We start from the raw sequence: 14,599 nt of genomic DNA on the forward strand, positions 1-14,599 counted from the left end.
TCAGTCCTCGGTTTTCGGGGTAGTGGGATCGGTGTCATGCAGGTGGCGCGACAGGTAGATGCCCTGGCCCACCAGGAACAGTACGGTCATGCCCAGGCTGCCGAAGACCTTGAAGTCGACCCAAATGCTCTGGAAGGTGAAGGCAACGAACAGGTTGGCTGCGCCACAGAACAGGAAAAAGGCGATCCAGGCGATGTTCAAGCGGGTCCACACCGGGGCTGGCAGGGTCAGGGCATGGCCCATGATGCGCTTGATCAGCAGGCGGTCACCGATGAAATGGCTGCCGATGAAGGCCAGGGCGAATAGCCAGTTGACCACCGGGGCTTTCCACTTAAGGAAGGTTTCGCTATGGAAGGCCAGGGTCAGGCTACCAAAGACCAGGCAGGCAATCAGGGTCAGCCATTGGCTTTTTTCCAATCTGCGCTGGGAGATGAACAGTGCACCGTACACCACCAGGGAACTGATGATCAGCACCGCGGTGGCGCTGTAGATGCCACCCAAGGTGACTTCGTGACCGGCAAGGTCGACGACGCGAGGATCAATTTTGTAGACGATGAAAAACAGGAACAGCGGGATGAAGTCGATGAATTGTTTCACAGTGGCAGCCAGAAGCAGGATGTGGCGGCATAATAACAAACATCCTTGGTCGCGAAAGCGCCAGCTGACTTGAGGTTTTATCATCCTGTGAATGTCGATTTGCACTGCCATAGCACGGCCTCCGACGGCGCCCTGGCGCCTGCGGTTCTGGTTGCGCGTGCGTACGAGAGAGGCGTGCGAATCCTGTCCCTGACCGACCACGACACCCTCGAAGGCTTGGCGGAGGCTCGTCAGGCCGCGCAGTCGTTGGGGATGCAGTTGGTCAATGGCGTTGAGTTGTCCTGTACCTGGGGCGGCGCCACCATTCATGTACTGGGCTACGGGTTCGACACTCATGCGCCGGCGCTGGTGGCGGCCATCAATCAATTGCACGACGGACGCTGGCTACGCGCCGAAGAAATCAGTCGCAAACTCGCCCTTAAAGGCATGCCCGGGGCGCTGCAAGGCGCGCGGGCGATCCAGCAGGAATTGGGTGACAGTGGCAATGCTCCGGCGCGGCCGCACTTTGCCGACTTTCTGGTGCGTGCCGGTTTCGTCAAGGACCGCGCCGAGGCCTTCCGTAAATGGTTGGGGGCGGGGAAGCTGGGTGACGTCAAACAGCACTGGCCGACCCTGGAAGAAACCGTTGGCACGCTGCGTGAATCGGGGGCTTGGGTCAGTCTGGCTCATCCCTGGCATTATGATTTCACCCGCAGTAAGCGTCGCCGTTTGATTGCCGACTATATTCAAGCCGGTGGCCATGCAATTGAAGTGGTCAATGGCCATCAACCTGCGGAGCAAGTGGGCAGTCTGGCAATCCTTGCCCGTGAATTCGGACTGCTGGTCAGCGCTGGCAGTGACTTTCATGGTCCAGGTGGCTGGTCCGAGATCGGTGAGTATCGTCCGGTCCCCGAGGATCTGCCGCCGCTATGGTGTCGCTTCAAACATGAGCCAATTATTGCCGCCTGAACAGGTAGAGACAGTGAGTCAATTTTTCCAGATCCACCCGGAAAACCCCCAGCCACGCCTGATCAAACAGGCCGTCGAGATCATTCGCGGCGGTGGCGTGGTGATTTATCCCACCGACTCCTCCTACGCCGTTGCCTGCCAAATGGGCGACAAGGGCGCGATCGAGCGGGTCCGGCGCTTGCGTCAGCTGGACGACAAGCACAACTTCGCGCTGATCTGCAGCGATTTGTCGCAGTTGGGGTTGTTCGCCAAGATCGACACCGGCACCTTCCGCCTGCTCAAGGCTCATGTGCCGGGGCCTTACACCTTCATCCTCAATGCTACCCGCGAAGTGCCACGCCTGTTGCTGCACCCGAAACGTCGCACCATCGGCCTGCGGGTACCGAGCAACCCGATTGCCCTGGCGCTGCTGGCTGAGCTGGGCGAACCGCTGATGAGCGTGAGCCTGATCATGCCCGGTGATACCGAAGCCTTGAGCGATCCCTATGAGATGCGCCAGTTGTTGGAGCATCAGGTGGACCTGATCATCGACGGCGGCTTTGGCAGCACCGAGTCCTCCACGGTGATCAGCCTGGCTGATGGCGAGCCGGAAGTGATCCGCGTCGGTTGCGGCGACCCCGCGCCGTTCATGGCCGAGGCCTAGATGTCTGCAGTGGAAACCGTTGACGAGCAGGCTGGTGCCCAACAGGAGCTGCCATTCGCCATGGTCTACGGCCAGGCGGTCATGGAAATGCCCCTGGACCTGTACATCCCCCCGGATGCCCTGGAGGTCTTCCTTGAAGCCTTCGAAGGCCCGTTGGACTTGTTGCTGTACCTGATCCGCAAACAGAACATCAACATCCTTGACATCCCGGTGGCGGAAATCACCCGTCAGTACATGGGGTATGTGGAGTTGATGCAGTCGGTGCGCCTGGAGTTGGCTGCCGAATACCTGGTGATGGCGGCCATGCTGGCCGAGATCAAGTCACGGATGCTCCTTCCGCGCTCCGCCGAGGTCGAGGAAGAAGAGGACGACCCGAGAGCTGAACTGATCCGCCGCCTGCAGGAATATGAGCGCTTCAAGGCCGCCGCCGAAGGCATCGATGGCCTGAGCCGGGTTGGTCGCGACGTGGTGGTGCCCAAGCTTGATGCTCCTGAGGCCCGGGCGCGCAAGCTGCTTCCGGATGTGGCGCTGGAAGAGTTGCTGATGTCCATGGCCGAGGTGCTACGCCGGGGCGACATGTTCGAAAACCACCAGGTCAGCCGCGAGGCCCTGTCTACCCGCGAGCGCATGAGCGATGTGCTGGAGCGGCTCAAGGGCGGTGGTTTCGTGCCCTTTGTCGAGCTGTTCACCGCCGAGGAAGGGCGCTTGGGGGTGGTGGTGACCTTTATGGCGATCCTCGAACTGGTCAAGGAATCCCTGGTCGAGCTGGTGCAGAATGAGCCCTTTGCGGCCATCCACGTACGGGCGCGAGCCGAATAACGAGCTTAAATCATGAATTTGAATGAACCCCGCGAGCTGGCGTCCCTGCTCGAAGCCTTTCTGTTGGCCTCGGGAAAGCCCCAGTCCCTGGAGCGCCTGTTCGAGCTTTTTGAAGAAGCCGAGCGGCCGGAACCTGCGGTTTTCAAGAAAGCCCTGACCCTGCTCGGCAAGTCCTGCGAGGGACGTGCCTTCGAGCTCAAGGAAGTGGCTTCCGGTTATCGCCTGCAGATTCGTGAGAAATTCGCCCCTTGGGTAGGCCGCCTGTGGGAGGAGCGACCCCAGCGCTATTCGCGCGCCATGCTGGAAACCATGGCGTTGATCGCCTATCGTCAGCCGATTACTCGGGGTGAAATTGAGGACGTGCGGGGTGTGGCGGTCAACAGTCATATCGTCAAGACCCTGCTGGAACGCGAGTGGATCCGCGTGGTCGGCTACCGCGATGTGCCAGGTAAACCGGCGATGTTCGCCACCACCAAGGCTTTTCTCGATCACTTCAACCTGAAGAACCTTGACGACCTGCCGCCGCTGGCCGAACTGCGAGAGATGGAGGCCGAGCCGGTGCTGGAGTTCGACGACGCTCCGGTTCCCGAGCACTTGCAGCAACTGGCCGATGCCAGCGCTGAACCGGAGGAAGCCGAGGAAGAAACTAGCTTTCATACCCTGCTGCTGGAACTGGACTCGATGGAGGAGGGGATCAAGACCGACTTCGACGACCTGCATCGTGACGGCGCGGTTGAGCCCGGGCGCTCGGAGCCGGTGTTCGATCAGGCAGAGGTGCAAGCCGAGTCTGATATCCCTGGTGATGACTGGGATGGCTCCGATGAGTTCGCGGTCGGGCCCGAAGAGGTGCCGCAGGTTGAAGCCGAGGACGATGCGCTGGGGGTTGCCGAGGCCCGGGCCAAGTTGCTGGCTGCCGTTGCCGCGCTGGAGCCATCGGAACCGCAACTGAGCGAAGAGGAGGCCGAAGCCCTGGCCCTGGCCGAAGCCATCGAAAACGAGCGTCGCCTGCTGGACGACTGACCTTGTAGATATCGTTCGAGCTTGATGAGTGAGTGTTGGAAGGCTGGAGCACAATCTACATGCAGGCTAGAAGCCTAAGGCACTGGGCGGCATCCAGACACTTCCCTGGATGATCAGTCGAGAGCTTTTGCGCTTTACGCAGCGATAGTCGAAATACAAAGAGCTGGCTTGCCAGAGAAGGCGTCAGTCGGTTCGGCGCAAGACTTGCTGTCCTCTTCGCCGGCAATCCGGCCGCTGTGGGGAAACTTGCGTCACCGATTGGCGGAAAAAAGCCCGCACGGCGACTTATCAACTAGTCTGTGATGCGCAACCGCCGCCATGAGCGTATGATTCGCGACCCTTTGGCGATCCCTTCGCTACAGAACCTGTTTTCACGTCTTCAGGCCGCTCTAGCCTGAAGCGCTACACCGGGAGGTGCCCAGATGAGCGATACCGATCAGAACGACCAGGAAATCCGTCCAGCCGGCGAGAAACTGCAGAAAGTCCTCGCCCGCATTGGCGTCGGCTCGCGCCGCGACGTCGAGTCCTGGATCAGCCAGGGCCGGATCAAGGTCAACGGCAAAGAGGCCACCCTGGGCCTGCGCGTCGACCTGCATGACGCCATTTCCATCGATGGCAAGGTGATCAAGCGCGAAGAGGCCGCTGAATCGGTGCGCCGCGTGATCATGTACAACAAGCCCGACGGCGAGATCTGCACCCGTGACGACCCGGAAGGCCGTCCGACCGTGTTCGACAAGCTGCCGCGGCCCAAGGAAGGCCGCTGGATCAACATCGGTCGTCTGGACATCAACACCACCGGCTTGCTGATGTTCACCACCGACGGTGAGCTGGCCAACCGCCTGATGCATCCGTCCTACGAGATGGACCGCGAGTACGCGGTGCGTGTGCGTGGTGAAGTCGACGACGAGATGATCGAGCGCCTCAAGGCCGGGGTCATGCTCGAAGACGGCCCGGCCAAGTTCACCGACATCCAGCAGGCGCCCGGTGGCGAAGGTTTCAACCACTGGTACCACTGCGTGGTGATGGAAGGTCGCAACCGCGAAGTGCGTCGTCTTTGGGAGTCCCAGGGCCTGGTGGTCAGCCGCTTGAAGCGCGTGCGTTTCGGTCCGGTGTTCCTCAACTCCGACCTGCCGATGGGGCGCTGGCGCGAAATGAGCCAGTACGAAGTCGACGTGCTCAGCGCCGAAGTCGGCCTGACTCCGGTGGCGCTGCCGCAGCTTAATGCCAAGTCCAAGGACAAGCTGGAGCGCATGCAGCGTAAATCCTCGCGTCCAGTGGGCAAGAGCGAGCGCGTGCGTACCCTGCGTCCGGCCAACGGTGCGCCAGCCACGTCCCGCGCCCCCCGTGAGCCGCATGTTGAAGGCGAGCGCCCAGGGCGCAAACCGGCGCCCCGTCAAGATGGCGAGCGCGGGCCGCGTGCACCGCGTCCTGCAAGTGGCCGCGGTACGCCGGTAGCCGAGCGTCCGGTGGACAGCAAGCGTCCGGCCAAGCCGGCTCCGAAATCCAAGCGTCCAAGCCTGGTGCTGGACAAGGACGCACCGTCCGGCAGGCGCCGTGGTGCCCCGGCCGGTAGCGGCCAGCGTCCTGGTTTCGGCCGCCGCAAGCCGGAATAAGCCTCGGCCCGCCGACAAATAACGCCAACCTCCAGGTTGGCGTTTTTTTTGCCAGGTGCTTCGTAGGAGCCGGCTTGCCGGCGAATAGGCTCTCAAGTCCTGGGCAAGGCTTGTGATCGCCTTCGCTGGCCAGCCAACTCTTACACAAGCCAGCTCCTACACAAGGTGAAGTTAAAAGGCGAACTGGCCGTCAAACACCGGTTTGTTGTCCACCGCCAGCACGCCGGCGCTGAAGATCAGGTCCAGGTGGTGGCTGCCCTTGGCGCCGCCTCCGAGCCCCAGGTGCAAGCCGCAATGACGCTCTTCAAAACCGGAATTACGCCCGTACAGGGATCTGATGCCTTCGTTGGTGCCGATTCCCAGCTCCTCGATGCGTCGATTCGACGGGTTGGCGTCCAGGTATTTGTTGAAGTCTGTGGCCAGTCCGGGCACCTCGGTGGCCACCTGGCAAATGCTTGAATTTTCTATCCACAGTTCCAGCGGCGCCTGTAGGACTCCGTACTTGCGGGCGAAGGGAATGGTGCTGAGAAAGGTGCCAAGAAACCTCACCTGACCATTGATGGCGTCGCTATGGGTGGCGATTTCCCCTGGCGCCAGGTCGTAATTGCCTACGCCGTTGATGTCGGTCCATTTTTTCACGCTGTTCAGCGGTGCTTCGAAATACGAGCCCAGAGAGTCGCTGAAGCTCAGGGTGCTGGCCTGGGACAGGCGACGGATCAGGGTGGCATTGAGGTCGGCGATGCGTTGTGGGTCGACGCTGAAGGTGTCGTAGAAATAGTCGCCGTAGTCCTTGAACAGCAGGGACTTTTTCCAGTATTCGGCCATCAGCCCGTGCAGCGGGCGGAGGAAGTCCGGGCCATCGGGGCGGGGTTGGGGCAGGGTCGAGGAGTCGTAGAAGAGGATGTACAGGTCACACTCAGTGATCGCCTGCGCCAGGCATTCGGCCGGCTCCAGGTCCAGGCGCAACGCGCTGAGCGCCAGCGGCGTGGCCAGGTGGGATTGCTCAATGATGGAGCTGGCCATGGCCTGGTAGTCGGCGGTGTGGCCGATCACCACTTTCGATGCTTGGGCGCCGCTCAAGGCTGGATGGTGTTCGAGGTAGTACAGGAAATGGCGGATGGCGCGGGTCTGGTCCATAAAACCTCCCTGGAGGACAAAGGTGACCGAGGCAGGCGCAAGGCCTGCTCCGGTCCAGGCGCCTTACATCGGCCACATGGCCGTGCCGAACGGAACCACTGCGTCGGCCTGCATCATTTCCACGGCTGCATCATGGGTGGCGGCTTCGAACCAATCGTCCAGTTGCAGTTCGGTTTCCAGATCTTGTTCCAGTGTTTGCATGGTGATTCTCCTAGATGACATTGCACTTGGCAGTCCATTGGCGGAACGGATCAACAGGGGTGGACGAGGGGGTGCCAGGGCTACCCAGCCGTTCCTCGGGCTTGCCGGATGAGGCGCCCGGCAAGTGGCTGGAAACCTAGTTCAAGGCATTTTGAAGTGCAAAAAAATAACTAGATTATTTTCTAATGAACTTTATTTTCTATTTTTAGGTGGGAGCTTTCCATCGGGAAAACAAACGGCTAGGGCGTTTACAGTGTGTTGAAGTAGCGGGTGTCAATTAGCAGTCGCTTGTCGAGTGGAGGTGTTTTGGCATATTTACGTTACGCACTGTAAAGAAATATTGACGAAATAGTCGGTTTTAGGCACTGAATTCGTCGCTACCGCTGAGCTGTAAGAAAAATCTTCCGATAAGTTCAGGATAGTCTTTCCGCGAAGGCTCTGGCCCGCTTGTTCTAAGGCCCCAAGGCAGGTGTGATGCACACCTGCCTGCGTACAGGTGCATAACAAGAAGGAGGCGCAATGAACGCCGCAACCGACTTTCACCAACACCCTTCGAAGGGCGATGCCCATCGCTCCTTTATCGACGACCGCATTCGGTCCGTCCAATGTTGCGCCACCGATGCCGAGCATCGAGCAGGCCTTGCGGGATCCCGGTTACCGACACGCTGATACAGCGGTGTCTGGCGGCAGGGGGTCAGGGGTGTACAATGCCCCGCGTTTTACCTGTGACCCAACTGCGTACCCGCGCATTTTGCGTCTGCGCCGCGCGTTTCAGCCTGCCTCGGGGGCGCTGGAAACACTGCTGCCGGGCCAATAAATTCAAGGTTATCCGCCTTGTTCACTCCGCCGCGTCACGAGCGTGGCGGGTTCGATTTCGTCACAGATAAAAACAAACAGGTGACGCATGACCGTTAGAAAAACGCTGAATTTCGGGTGCCTGCGCTGGGCTTTGATCGGCGCCGCTTAAGCCTTCATCGGGCGGCAACGTCTTGCAAACATAATCAAACCTTGCGTGAGAACCTTTTCATGAGTGGACAAAACTCGCATTCGGGCGAGCTGAAACGCGGCCTGAAAAATCGTCATATTCAACTGATCGCCCTGGGCGGGGCGATTGGTACCGGTTTGTTCCTGGGCTCGGCCGGGGTGCTCAAGTCGGCGGGGCCGTCGATGATCCTCGGCTACGCCATCTGCGGATTCATTGCCTTCATGATCATGCGCCAATTGGGCGAGATGATCGTCGAGGAACCGGTGGCCGGTTCGTTCAGCCACTTCGCCCACAAATACTGGGGCGGTTTCGCCGGTTTTCTCTCCGGCTGGAACTGCTGGATCCTCTACATCCTGGTGGGCATGTCGGAGCTGACTGCGGTCGGCAAGTACGTGCACTATTGGTGGCCGGACGTACCCACCTGGGCTTCGGCGGCGGTGTTCTTCGTGATGATCAACGTGATCAACCTGGCCAACGTCAAGGTGTTCGGCGAGGCCGAGTTCTGGTTCGCCATCATTAAGGTGGTGGCGATTGTCGGCATGATTGCCCTGGGCAGCTACCTGCTGGTCAGTGGTAACGGAGGCCCGCAGGCATCGGTGAGCAACCTGTGGTCCCACGGTGGCTTCTTCCCCAATGGCGTCAACGGTCTGGTAATGGCCATGGCGATCATCATGTTCTCCTTCGGCGGCCTGGAAATGCTCGGTTTCACCGCAGCCGAGGCCGACAAACCGAAAACCGTGATCCCCAAAGCGATCAATCAGGTGATCTACCGCATCCTGATTTTCTACATCGGTGCCCTGGTGGTGCTGCTGTCGCTGACCCCGTGGGACAGTCTGCTGGAGACCCTCAACGCATCTGGCGACGCTTACAGCGGTAGTCCGTTCGTCCAGGTGTTCTCGATGCTGGGCAGCAACACTGCGGCGCACATTCTCAACTTCGTGGTCTTGACCGCCGCGCTGTCGGTGTACAACAGCGGTACTTACTGCAACAGCCGCATGCTGCTGGGCATGGCCGAGCAGGGGGACGCGCCCAAGGCCTTGGCGAAAATCGACAAGCGTGGCGTTCCGGTGATGTCGATTCTGGCCTCGGCGGCGGTAACCTTTGTTGCCGTGCTGCTCAACTACCTGATTCCGCAGCATGCCCTGGAGCTGTTGATGTCCCTGGTGGTGGCAACTTTGGTGATCAATTGGGCGATGATCAGCTACTCGCACTTCAAGTTCCGTCAGCACATGAACCGCACTGGCCAGACTTCGCTGTTCAAGGCCCTGTGGTATCCCTACGGCAACTACATCTGCCTGGCGTTCGTGGTGTTTATCCTGGGCATCATGCTGATGATTCCGGGCATCCAGATCTCGGTGTACGCGATCCCGGTGTGGGTGGTGTTCATGTGGGTCTGCTACTTGATCAAGAACAAGCGCAGTGCTCAGCACGCGCTGCAGGCGGCCAATGCTTCGCTGAAGTAAGCTTGGCTCCGAGCATGACAGACCCGGCTTCTGCCGGGTTTTTCATGCCTGTGATTCTTGTGCGGGCGCAGATCGCTTTGGCCGGCAGGCCGGCTGCTACGTTGTGCTGGCCGGCGAAGAGGCCCGCCGGTGCCTGGGGAATGGAGGTATCCTGTGCGCCCTGAAAACGGATTCCTGTTCCATGCTGGTGATTTCCAACAATGTGCATCTGCCGGATGCCGAGATCGAATTGACCGCCATCCGCGCCCAGGGCGCCGGCGGGCAGAACGTCAACAAGGTGTCCAGCGCGGTGCACTTGCGTTTCGACATTCCGGCCTCTTCTCTGCCGCCGTTCTATAAGGAGCGGCTGCTGGCGCTGCGAGACAGTCGCATCACCAGTGACGGCGTGATCGTCCTCAAGGCCCAGCAGTACCGCACTCAGGAGCAGAACCGTGCCGATGCCCTTGAGCGCCTCACCGAGCTGATCCTCAGCGCCATCAAGGTGGAGAAAAAGCGCCGTCCGACCAAACCGACCCTGGGTTCGAAGAAGCGCCGTCTGGAGAGCAAGGCCAAGCGCGGCAACATCAAGGCCGGTCGCGGCAAGGTGGATTTCTAGCTCGCTGCCCGCGTGCTGCGCAGTCTCGGTGCCTGGCGATACAGGTACAGGCTCAGCACCAGGCCGCTACCGGCGGCAATGGCGGCGAACAGGAAGATCGAGGCGAAGCCGAAGCCTGCGGCAATGGCCCCGGCCAGCGGTCCGGTGATGCCCAGCGACAAGTCGATGAACAGTGAGTAGGCGCCTACCGCCGCGCCGCGGCTGGAGGCCGGCACCAGGTTCACCGCTTCGACTCCCAGGGCCGGGAACACCAGAGAGAAGCCAAAACCGCTCAAGGCCGCCCCGGCCAGCGCCCAGTGTGCATCCGGCGCCAGCCACAGCAGCAACAGGCCGAGCGTCTCCACCGACAGGCAGGCAATGGCCACGCGAAAGCCGCCGAGTCGGTTGATCAAATTGCCGAACAGCAGGCGCGCGCCGATGAAGCTGGCGCCGAACAGACTCAGGCACAGTACCGCGTTGGCCCAATGTTGAGTGGCGTAGTACAGGGTGATGAAGGTGGCGATGGTGCCAAAGCCGATAGAGCCCAGGGCCAGGCCGCAGCCGTGGGGAAAAACCTTGCCCAGCACGTGGATGAACGGCAGGCGTTCGCCGGCGACGATGGGCGCGGCGAGTTTTGGCCTGGCCAGCAGCAGGCCGATCACGGCCAGCAAGATGATGCTCGCGCCCATGCTCCACAGTCCCAGTCGATTGACCAGCAGCACTCCTAGAGGGGCGCCGATGGCTAGGGCGCCATAGCTGGCGATGCCGTTCCAGGAGATCACCTTGGCGGTGTTGGCCGCGCCGACTCGGCCGATGCCCCAACCGATAGAGCCCGATCCCACCAGGCTTTCCGCGCTGCCCAGCACCAGGCGACCAATCAGCAGGCTGATCAGGCTCAGGTTCGGCAGGTTGTGCAACCAGGCTGAGAGCAGCATGAAAACCCCGCTCAAGCCGCAACCGGCCAAGCCATACATCACGGCGCGCTTGCAGCCCAGGTTGTCGATGATGCGACCGGCATAGGGGCGGCTGAGCAGGGTGGCCAGGTATTGGACGCTGATCACCAGGCCCGCGATCACCGCACCGAAACCCAGGTCGCTGTGCACATAGCCCGGCAGCACTGCCAGGGGAATGCCGATATTCAGGTAACCGATAAAAGTGAACAGAACGATGGAAATGACTTGCAGCGTGACCGCCAAGGGGCGCTGGGTATCTGGCATGGGGAGACGTCCACTGCAACAGCTCAATAGATAGGCTGCTCATGATACCGATGTGGACAGGAGGGAAGGGGGAGAAATAGGCACGCTGTGCAGATCTTTAGCGGCTTTTGCTTGGGCTCAGGCGTCTTTGGCGGCCAGCAGTTGCGTGGTGAGCAGGGCGGCCAGGGCGTTTTCCTGGGTGCCGAAGCGGGCCAGCAGGGCGGCTTGTTTTTCCGTGCTGAGGCGGTTCCACAACTCGATCATTTTTTCAGTGGTGCCGATCAGCACGCTGGCTTGGGTTTCGCTGAAGGAATCGGTCATGGTTCGGTGGGGCTCGGGAGGAGGTTTCAGGCGGTGTGGAAAGCGCTTGAATAGCGCTTTCCACACGGTCTGGCTAGAGCATTTTCAATCTTCGCTGTCGGCCTTGCGGCTGTCGGCGGCTTCTTGCACTACCGGCTTTTCGGCACTGGTTTGTGGCGTGGTTGTCTGCTCAGTTTCGTGCAGGCTTGGGAAGGGGAGATTCGGGATCTCATGCATGTTGTTGCTCCTCGCAAAGTCTGTTTTTTAAATCGCTGGGTAGATCCGCGCTTTTTAAAAAGCTCGGGCAGGATACAGCACTGGAAATGACAAAAAGATTTTTATCGCGTTTTTTGAGATGAAAGGGCTTTCATCCGGAGGAAGGCAAGCGCTGGCCTGTCGGGGGAGGGTGCGGCCTGCTGGTGCCCCCTCCCCCTTGGCAGCGTCGCGTCTACACCACCTTGGCGATGGCTTCGGCCAGCAGGTCGAGGCGACTGGCGTCGATTCCGGCCACGTTGGCGCGACCGGAGCTGACCATGTACACGCTGTGATGTTCGCGCAGCGCCTGCACCTGAGCCGGGCTCAGGCCGGTGTAGGAGAACATCCCGCGCTGCACAGCGATATGGGCGAAGCGCTCGGCCAGACCATGGGGTTGCAGGGCCTCCACCAGGCCGGCGCGCAGTTGCGCGATGCGCTGGCGCATGGCCTCCACTTCGTCGATCCACAGGCGCTTGAGCTCGGCATCGCCGAGGATGGTGGCAACCACCGCGGCGCCGTGATCCGGTGGCGTGGACCACAGGTTACGGGCGATATGGGCCAGTTGGCTGCGCACGTCCAGCAGCTTTTCGGCGTCCTGGCTGCAGACGATCAAGGCGCCGGTGCGGTCGCGGTACAGGCCGAAGTTCTTCGAGCAGGAACTGGTGATCAGTAGCTCAGGCAGTTCGGCGGCGAACAGCCGGACCGCCCAGGCATCCTGCTCCAGGCCGTCGCCAAAGCCCTGATAGGCGAAGTCGATCAATGGCAGCAGGTTGCGGTTGCGTACCACTTCCAGTACTCGCAGCCAGTCGGCCTGGCTAAGGTCGAACCCCGTGGGGTTGTGGCAGCAGGCGTGCAGCAGCACCACGTCGCCCTCGGGCACCTGGTTCAGGGTCGCCAGCATCGCCTCGACGTCCAGGCGGTTGTCGCTGCCCACGTAAGGGTAGTGACTGACCTTGACTCCGGCGGCAGCGAAGATGGTTTCGTGGATCGGCCAGGTTGGATCGCTCAGCCACACACCACGGCCTGGCAGGCAATGGGCGATGAAGTCCGCGCTCAGGCGCAGGGCACCGGTACCGCCGGGGGTTTGGGTGGCGCCGGCGCGCTGGCTGGCGATCAGTGGCGAATCGCTGCCCAGTACCAGCTCATTGATGCGCTGGCCGAAGTCGGCATTGCCATGGCCGCCGATGTAGATCTTGGTGTCCTGACGATCCACCAGGCGCTGTTCGGCCAGCTTCACTGAATGCGGAATCGGTGTCAGGCCCTGGGCGTCTTTATAGACACCCACGCCGAGGTCGAACTTATTCGGGCTTGAATCGCTGGCGTAGGCCCCCATCAGGCCTAGAATCGGGTCGCCGGGCACCCGGCCAATGGCGTCGAAATGCATTACTTGCGCCCTTCTGCGGTCTTGGCGACTTCGTCGGTGCGGGCCGCCATGATGAAGTCGTTGCGGTGCAGGCCTTTGATCGAGTGGCTCCACCAGGTCACGGTGACCTTGCCCCACTCGGTGAGCAGGCCTGGGTGATGGCCTTCGGCTTCGGAGATCTCGCCCATGGCGTTGGTGAAGGCCAGGGCGAATTTGAAGTTCTTGAACAGGAAGACTTTTTCCAACTGCATCACGCCATCGCGAACTTCGATGTTCCAGTCAGGGATCTGCTTGATCAGTACCGGCAGTTCTTCATCGCTGACTTGTGGGGCATCGGCGCGGCAGGCTTCGCAATGGGCTTGGTTCAGAGCGGTCATGGTGGGTTCCTGAGTTTAATTCTTGTTGGACGTTACTATTTTTCTGAGTGGCTCGCGAGTGCAGGCTCTCAAGCCGCCTTGGGTTTAGGCGGGAACTTGGGCGCGTGCAGGCCCAACTGCATGCCTTGGTGGACCAGGGCCATGATGTCTTCCTGGGCCAGATCGAACAGGCGCTTGAGATTGGGCAGGGCAAAATAGATGGGCTGCAGGATGTCGATGCGGTAGGGGGTACGCATGGCTTCCAGGGCGTCGAAGGGCTGGTGTTCCGGCTCCTCGGACAGGCTGTAGACGGTTTCCTTGGGTGAAGACAGGATGCCGCCGCCATAGATGCGTCGACCGGCCGGAGTGTCCACTAGGCCGAATTCGATGGTCATCCAGTACAGGCGCGCCAGGTACACCCGCTCTTCCTTGGTGGCTTGCAGGCCGAGCTTGCCGTAGGTGTGGGTGAACTCGGCGAACCAGGGGTTGGTCAGCAGTGGGCAGTGGCCAAAGATCTCATGGAAGATGTCCGGCTCTTGCAGGTAATCCAGTTCTTCACGGCTGCGAATGAAGGTCGCCACCGGAAAGCGCTTGCTGGCCAGCAGTTCGAAGAATGTCTGGAAGGGGATCAAGGCCGGCACCCGGGCCACTTGCCAGCCAGTGGTTTCACCCAGGACCTGGTTGATTTCACCCAGTTGCGGGATGCGATCGTGTGGCAGCCCAAGTTTTTCGATGCCGTCCAGGTACTCCTGGCACGCACGACCCTCGATCACTTTCAGCTGGCGTGTGATCAAAGTGTTCCACACCGCGTGTTCCTCGGGTGGATAGTTGATAAACCCTTGCGCGTCGGGCTCGCGGGCCACGTACTGCGTCTGCTTCATGCTGCTCTCCTGCCAGGGGATGCGTTCTTGTTATGTGTGACTTCAGTGATACCTGAGGGGGCGACGCTTTGCAGCGGGTGTTCGGTGGACGTGAGCGGGCATTGGACGGCTATTTGTAAAGTAATCGTTACGTATTTGCCTGGGCGGCCGACGTGTTGTGGGTTTTCAGCTTTGAAAAAGCCCTTTGCTGTCACATAATCTTGACGATTATCTGCGTCACCCCGCAGAAAGTTTGCAAAGGCCGGCGT

17 protein-coding genes are annotated in these 14,599 nt (G+C 60.6%); 7 read left to right on the forward strand and 10 right to left on the reverse strand.

Annotation, left to right across the window (positions count from 1 at the left end):
• Positions 1 to 597, reverse strand: a complete 597-nt coding sequence (locus PLD_RS23155; protein WP_159896889.1) for a septation protein A — start codon at positions 595 to 597, stop codon at positions 1 to 3.
• An 87-nt stretch (positions 598 to 684) separates the two neighbouring features.
• On the opposite strand from PLD_RS23155, the gene PLD_RS23160 reads away from it, so the two are divergent.
• From PLD_RS23160 to rluB, 5 genes are all read left to right on the forward strand, one after another.
• Complete coding sequence (locus PLD_RS23160) at positions 685 to 1,545, forward strand: PHP domain-containing protein (protein WP_159896891.1); 861 nt, start codon at positions 685 to 687, stop codon at positions 1,543 to 1,545.
• A gap of 13 nt (positions 1,546 to 1,558) precedes the next feature.
• Positions 1,559 to 2,188 (forward strand): L-threonylcarbamoyladenylate synthase, encoded by a 630-nt coding sequence (locus tag PLD_RS23165; protein WP_102864113.1) that lies wholly within the window; start codon positions 1,559 to 1,561, stop codon positions 2,186 to 2,188.
• Between the two features lie 120 nt (positions 2,189 to 2,308).
• On the forward strand, positions 2,309 to 3,007 hold the full coding sequence (locus PLD_RS23170) for a ScpA family protein (protein WP_178116243.1): 699 nt from the start codon (positions 2,309 to 2,311) through the stop codon (positions 3,005 to 3,007).
• A 12-nt stretch (positions 3,008 to 3,019) separates the two neighbouring features.
• Positions 3,020 to 4,027 (forward strand): SMC-Scp complex subunit ScpB, encoded by a 1,008-nt coding sequence (gene scpB, locus PLD_RS23175; RefSeq protein WP_159896895.1) that lies wholly within the window; start codon positions 3,020 to 3,022, stop codon positions 4,025 to 4,027.
• Between the two features lie 422 nt (positions 4,028 to 4,449).
• On the forward strand, positions 4,450 to 5,640 hold the full coding sequence (gene rluB, locus PLD_RS23180) for a 23S rRNA pseudouridine(2605) synthase RluB (RefSeq protein ID WP_159896897.1): 1,191 nt from the start codon (positions 4,450 to 4,452) through the stop codon (positions 5,638 to 5,640).
• A gap of 171 nt (positions 5,641 to 5,811) precedes the next feature.
• On the opposite strand, the gene PLD_RS23185 is transcribed toward rluB, so the two are convergent.
• From PLD_RS23185 to PLD_RS23190, 3 genes are all read right to left on the reverse strand, one after another.
• Positions 5,812 to 6,777 (reverse strand): leucyl aminopeptidase, encoded by a 966-nt coding sequence (locus tag PLD_RS23185; protein WP_159896899.1) that lies wholly within the window; start codon positions 6,775 to 6,777, stop codon positions 5,812 to 5,814.
• 63 nt (positions 6,778 to 6,840) lie between these two features.
• The gene (locus PLD_RS30490) at positions 6,841 to 6,978 is read right to left on the reverse strand and encodes a hypothetical protein (protein ID WP_178116200.1); all 138 of its coding nucleotides are present in this window, start codon (positions 6,976 to 6,978) and stop codon (positions 6,841 to 6,843) included.
• A gap of 315 nt (positions 6,979 to 7,293) precedes the next feature.
• A complete protein-coding gene (locus tag PLD_RS23190; RefSeq protein WP_159896901.1) occupies positions 7,294 to 7,608 on the reverse strand; it encodes a hypothetical protein in 315 nt (104 codons plus the stop codon).
• 396 nt (positions 7,609 to 8,004) lie between these two features.
• On the opposite strand from PLD_RS23190, the gene PLD_RS23195 reads away from it, so the two are divergent.
• A complete protein-coding gene (locus PLD_RS23195) occupies positions 8,005 to 9,426 on the forward strand; it encodes an amino acid permease (RefSeq protein WP_159896903.1) in 1,422 nt (473 codons plus the stop codon).
• A 181-nt stretch (positions 9,427 to 9,607) separates the two neighbouring features.
• A complete protein-coding gene (gene arfB, locus PLD_RS23200) occupies positions 9,608 to 10,021 on the forward strand; it encodes an alternative ribosome rescue aminoacyl-tRNA hydrolase ArfB (RefSeq protein ID WP_159896905.1) in 414 nt (137 codons plus the stop codon).
• On the opposite strand, the gene PLD_RS23205 is transcribed toward arfB, so the two are convergent.
• The 6 genes from PLD_RS23205 to phhA all read right to left on the reverse strand — a co-directional run bounded on the left by PLD_RS23205 (position 10,018) and on the right by phhA (position 14,351).
• Positions 10,018 to 11,217 carry an MFS transporter gene (locus tag PLD_RS23205; RefSeq protein ID WP_159896907.1) on the reverse strand — a complete coding sequence of 400 codons (1,200 nt, stop codon included), beginning with the start codon at positions 11,215 to 11,217 and terminating at the stop codon, positions 10,018 to 10,020. The genes arfB and PLD_RS23205 overlap by 4 nt on opposite strands.
• A 117-nt stretch (positions 11,218 to 11,334) precedes the next feature.
• Positions 11,335 to 11,517, reverse strand: a complete 183-nt coding sequence (locus PLD_RS23210; RefSeq protein ID WP_159896909.1) for a hypothetical protein — start codon at positions 11,515 to 11,517, stop codon at positions 11,335 to 11,337.
• Between the two features lie 84 nt (positions 11,518 to 11,601).
• Positions 11,602 to 11,733 (reverse strand): hypothetical protein, encoded by a 132-nt coding sequence (locus PLD_RS30785; protein WP_256674731.1) that lies wholly within the window; start codon positions 11,731 to 11,733, stop codon positions 11,602 to 11,604.
• Between the two features lie 211 nt (positions 11,734 to 11,944).
• Positions 11,945 to 13,135: an amino acid aminotransferase gene (locus PLD_RS23215; protein ID WP_159896911.1), complete on the reverse strand. Its 1,191-nt coding sequence runs from the start codon at positions 13,133 to 13,135 to the stop codon at positions 11,945 to 11,947.
• Positions 13,135 to 13,491: a 4a-hydroxytetrahydrobiopterin dehydratase gene (locus tag PLD_RS23220; RefSeq protein WP_007930096.1), complete on the reverse strand. Its 357-nt coding sequence runs from the start codon at positions 13,489 to 13,491 to the stop codon at positions 13,135 to 13,137. Before PLD_RS23220 ends, PLD_RS23215 begins: the two co-directional genes overlap by 1 nt.
• A gap of 68 nt (positions 13,492 to 13,559) precedes the next feature.
• Positions 13,560 to 14,351, reverse strand: coding sequence for a phenylalanine 4-monooxygenase (gene phhA, locus PLD_RS23225; RefSeq protein ID WP_159896913.1), 792 nt, complete (start codon positions 14,349 to 14,351; stop codon positions 13,560 to 13,562).
• Between the last annotated feature and the right edge of the window lie 248 nt (positions 14,352 to 14,599).

Origin of the sequence: Pseudomonas sp. LD120, assembly GCF_009861525.1 — a bacterium.
Taxonomy (GTDB): Bacteria; Pseudomonadota; Gammaproteobacteria; order Pseudomonadales; family Pseudomonadaceae; genus Aquipseudomonas.

Coding starts and splice junctions, on each gene's coding strand:
- PLD_RS23190 (WP_159896901.1), bottom strand. CDS start 7,608: ATGCTCGGCATCGGTGGCGCAACATTGGACGGACCGAATGCGGTCGTC.
- PLD_RS30490 (WP_178116200.1), bottom strand. CDS start 6,978: ATGCAAACACTGGAACAAGATCTGGAAACCGAACTGCAACTGGACGAT.
- arfB (WP_159896905.1), top strand. CDS start 9,608: ATGCTGGTGATTTCCAACAATGTGCATCTGCCGGATGCCGAGATCGAA.
- PLD_RS30785 (WP_256674731.1), bottom strand. CDS start 11,733: ATGCATGAGATCCCGAATCTCCCCTTCCCAAGCCTGCACGAAACTGAG.
- PLD_RS23185 (WP_159896899.1), bottom strand. CDS start 6,777: ATGGACCAGACCCGCGCCATCCGCCATTTCCTGTACTACCTCGAACAC.
- PLD_RS23205 (WP_159896907.1), bottom strand. CDS start 11,217: ATGCCAGATACCCAGCGCCCCTTGGCGGTCACGCTGCAAGTCATTTCC.
- rluB (WP_159896897.1), top strand. CDS start 4,450: ATGAGCGATACCGATCAGAACGACCAGGAAATCCGTCCAGCCGGCGAG.
- PLD_RS23210 (WP_159896909.1), bottom strand. CDS start 11,517: ATGACCGATTCCTTCAGCGAAACCCAAGCCAGCGTGCTGATCGGCACC.
- PLD_RS23195 (WP_159896903.1), top strand. CDS start 8,005: ATGAGTGGACAAAACTCGCATTCGGGCGAGCTGAAACGCGGCCTGAAA.
- PLD_RS23220 (WP_007930096.1), bottom strand. CDS start 13,491: ATGACCGCTCTGAACCAAGCCCATTGCGAAGCCTGCCGCGCCGATGCC.
- phhA (WP_159896913.1), bottom strand. CDS start 14,351: ATGAAGCAGACGCAGTACGTGGCCCGCGAGCCCGACGCGCAAGGGTTT.
- PLD_RS23215 (WP_159896911.1), bottom strand. CDS start 13,135: ATGCATTTCGACGCCATTGGCCGGGTGCCCGGCGACCCGATTCTAGGC.
- scpB (WP_159896895.1), top strand. CDS start 3,020: ATGAATTTGAATGAACCCCGCGAGCTGGCGTCCCTGCTCGAAGCCTTT.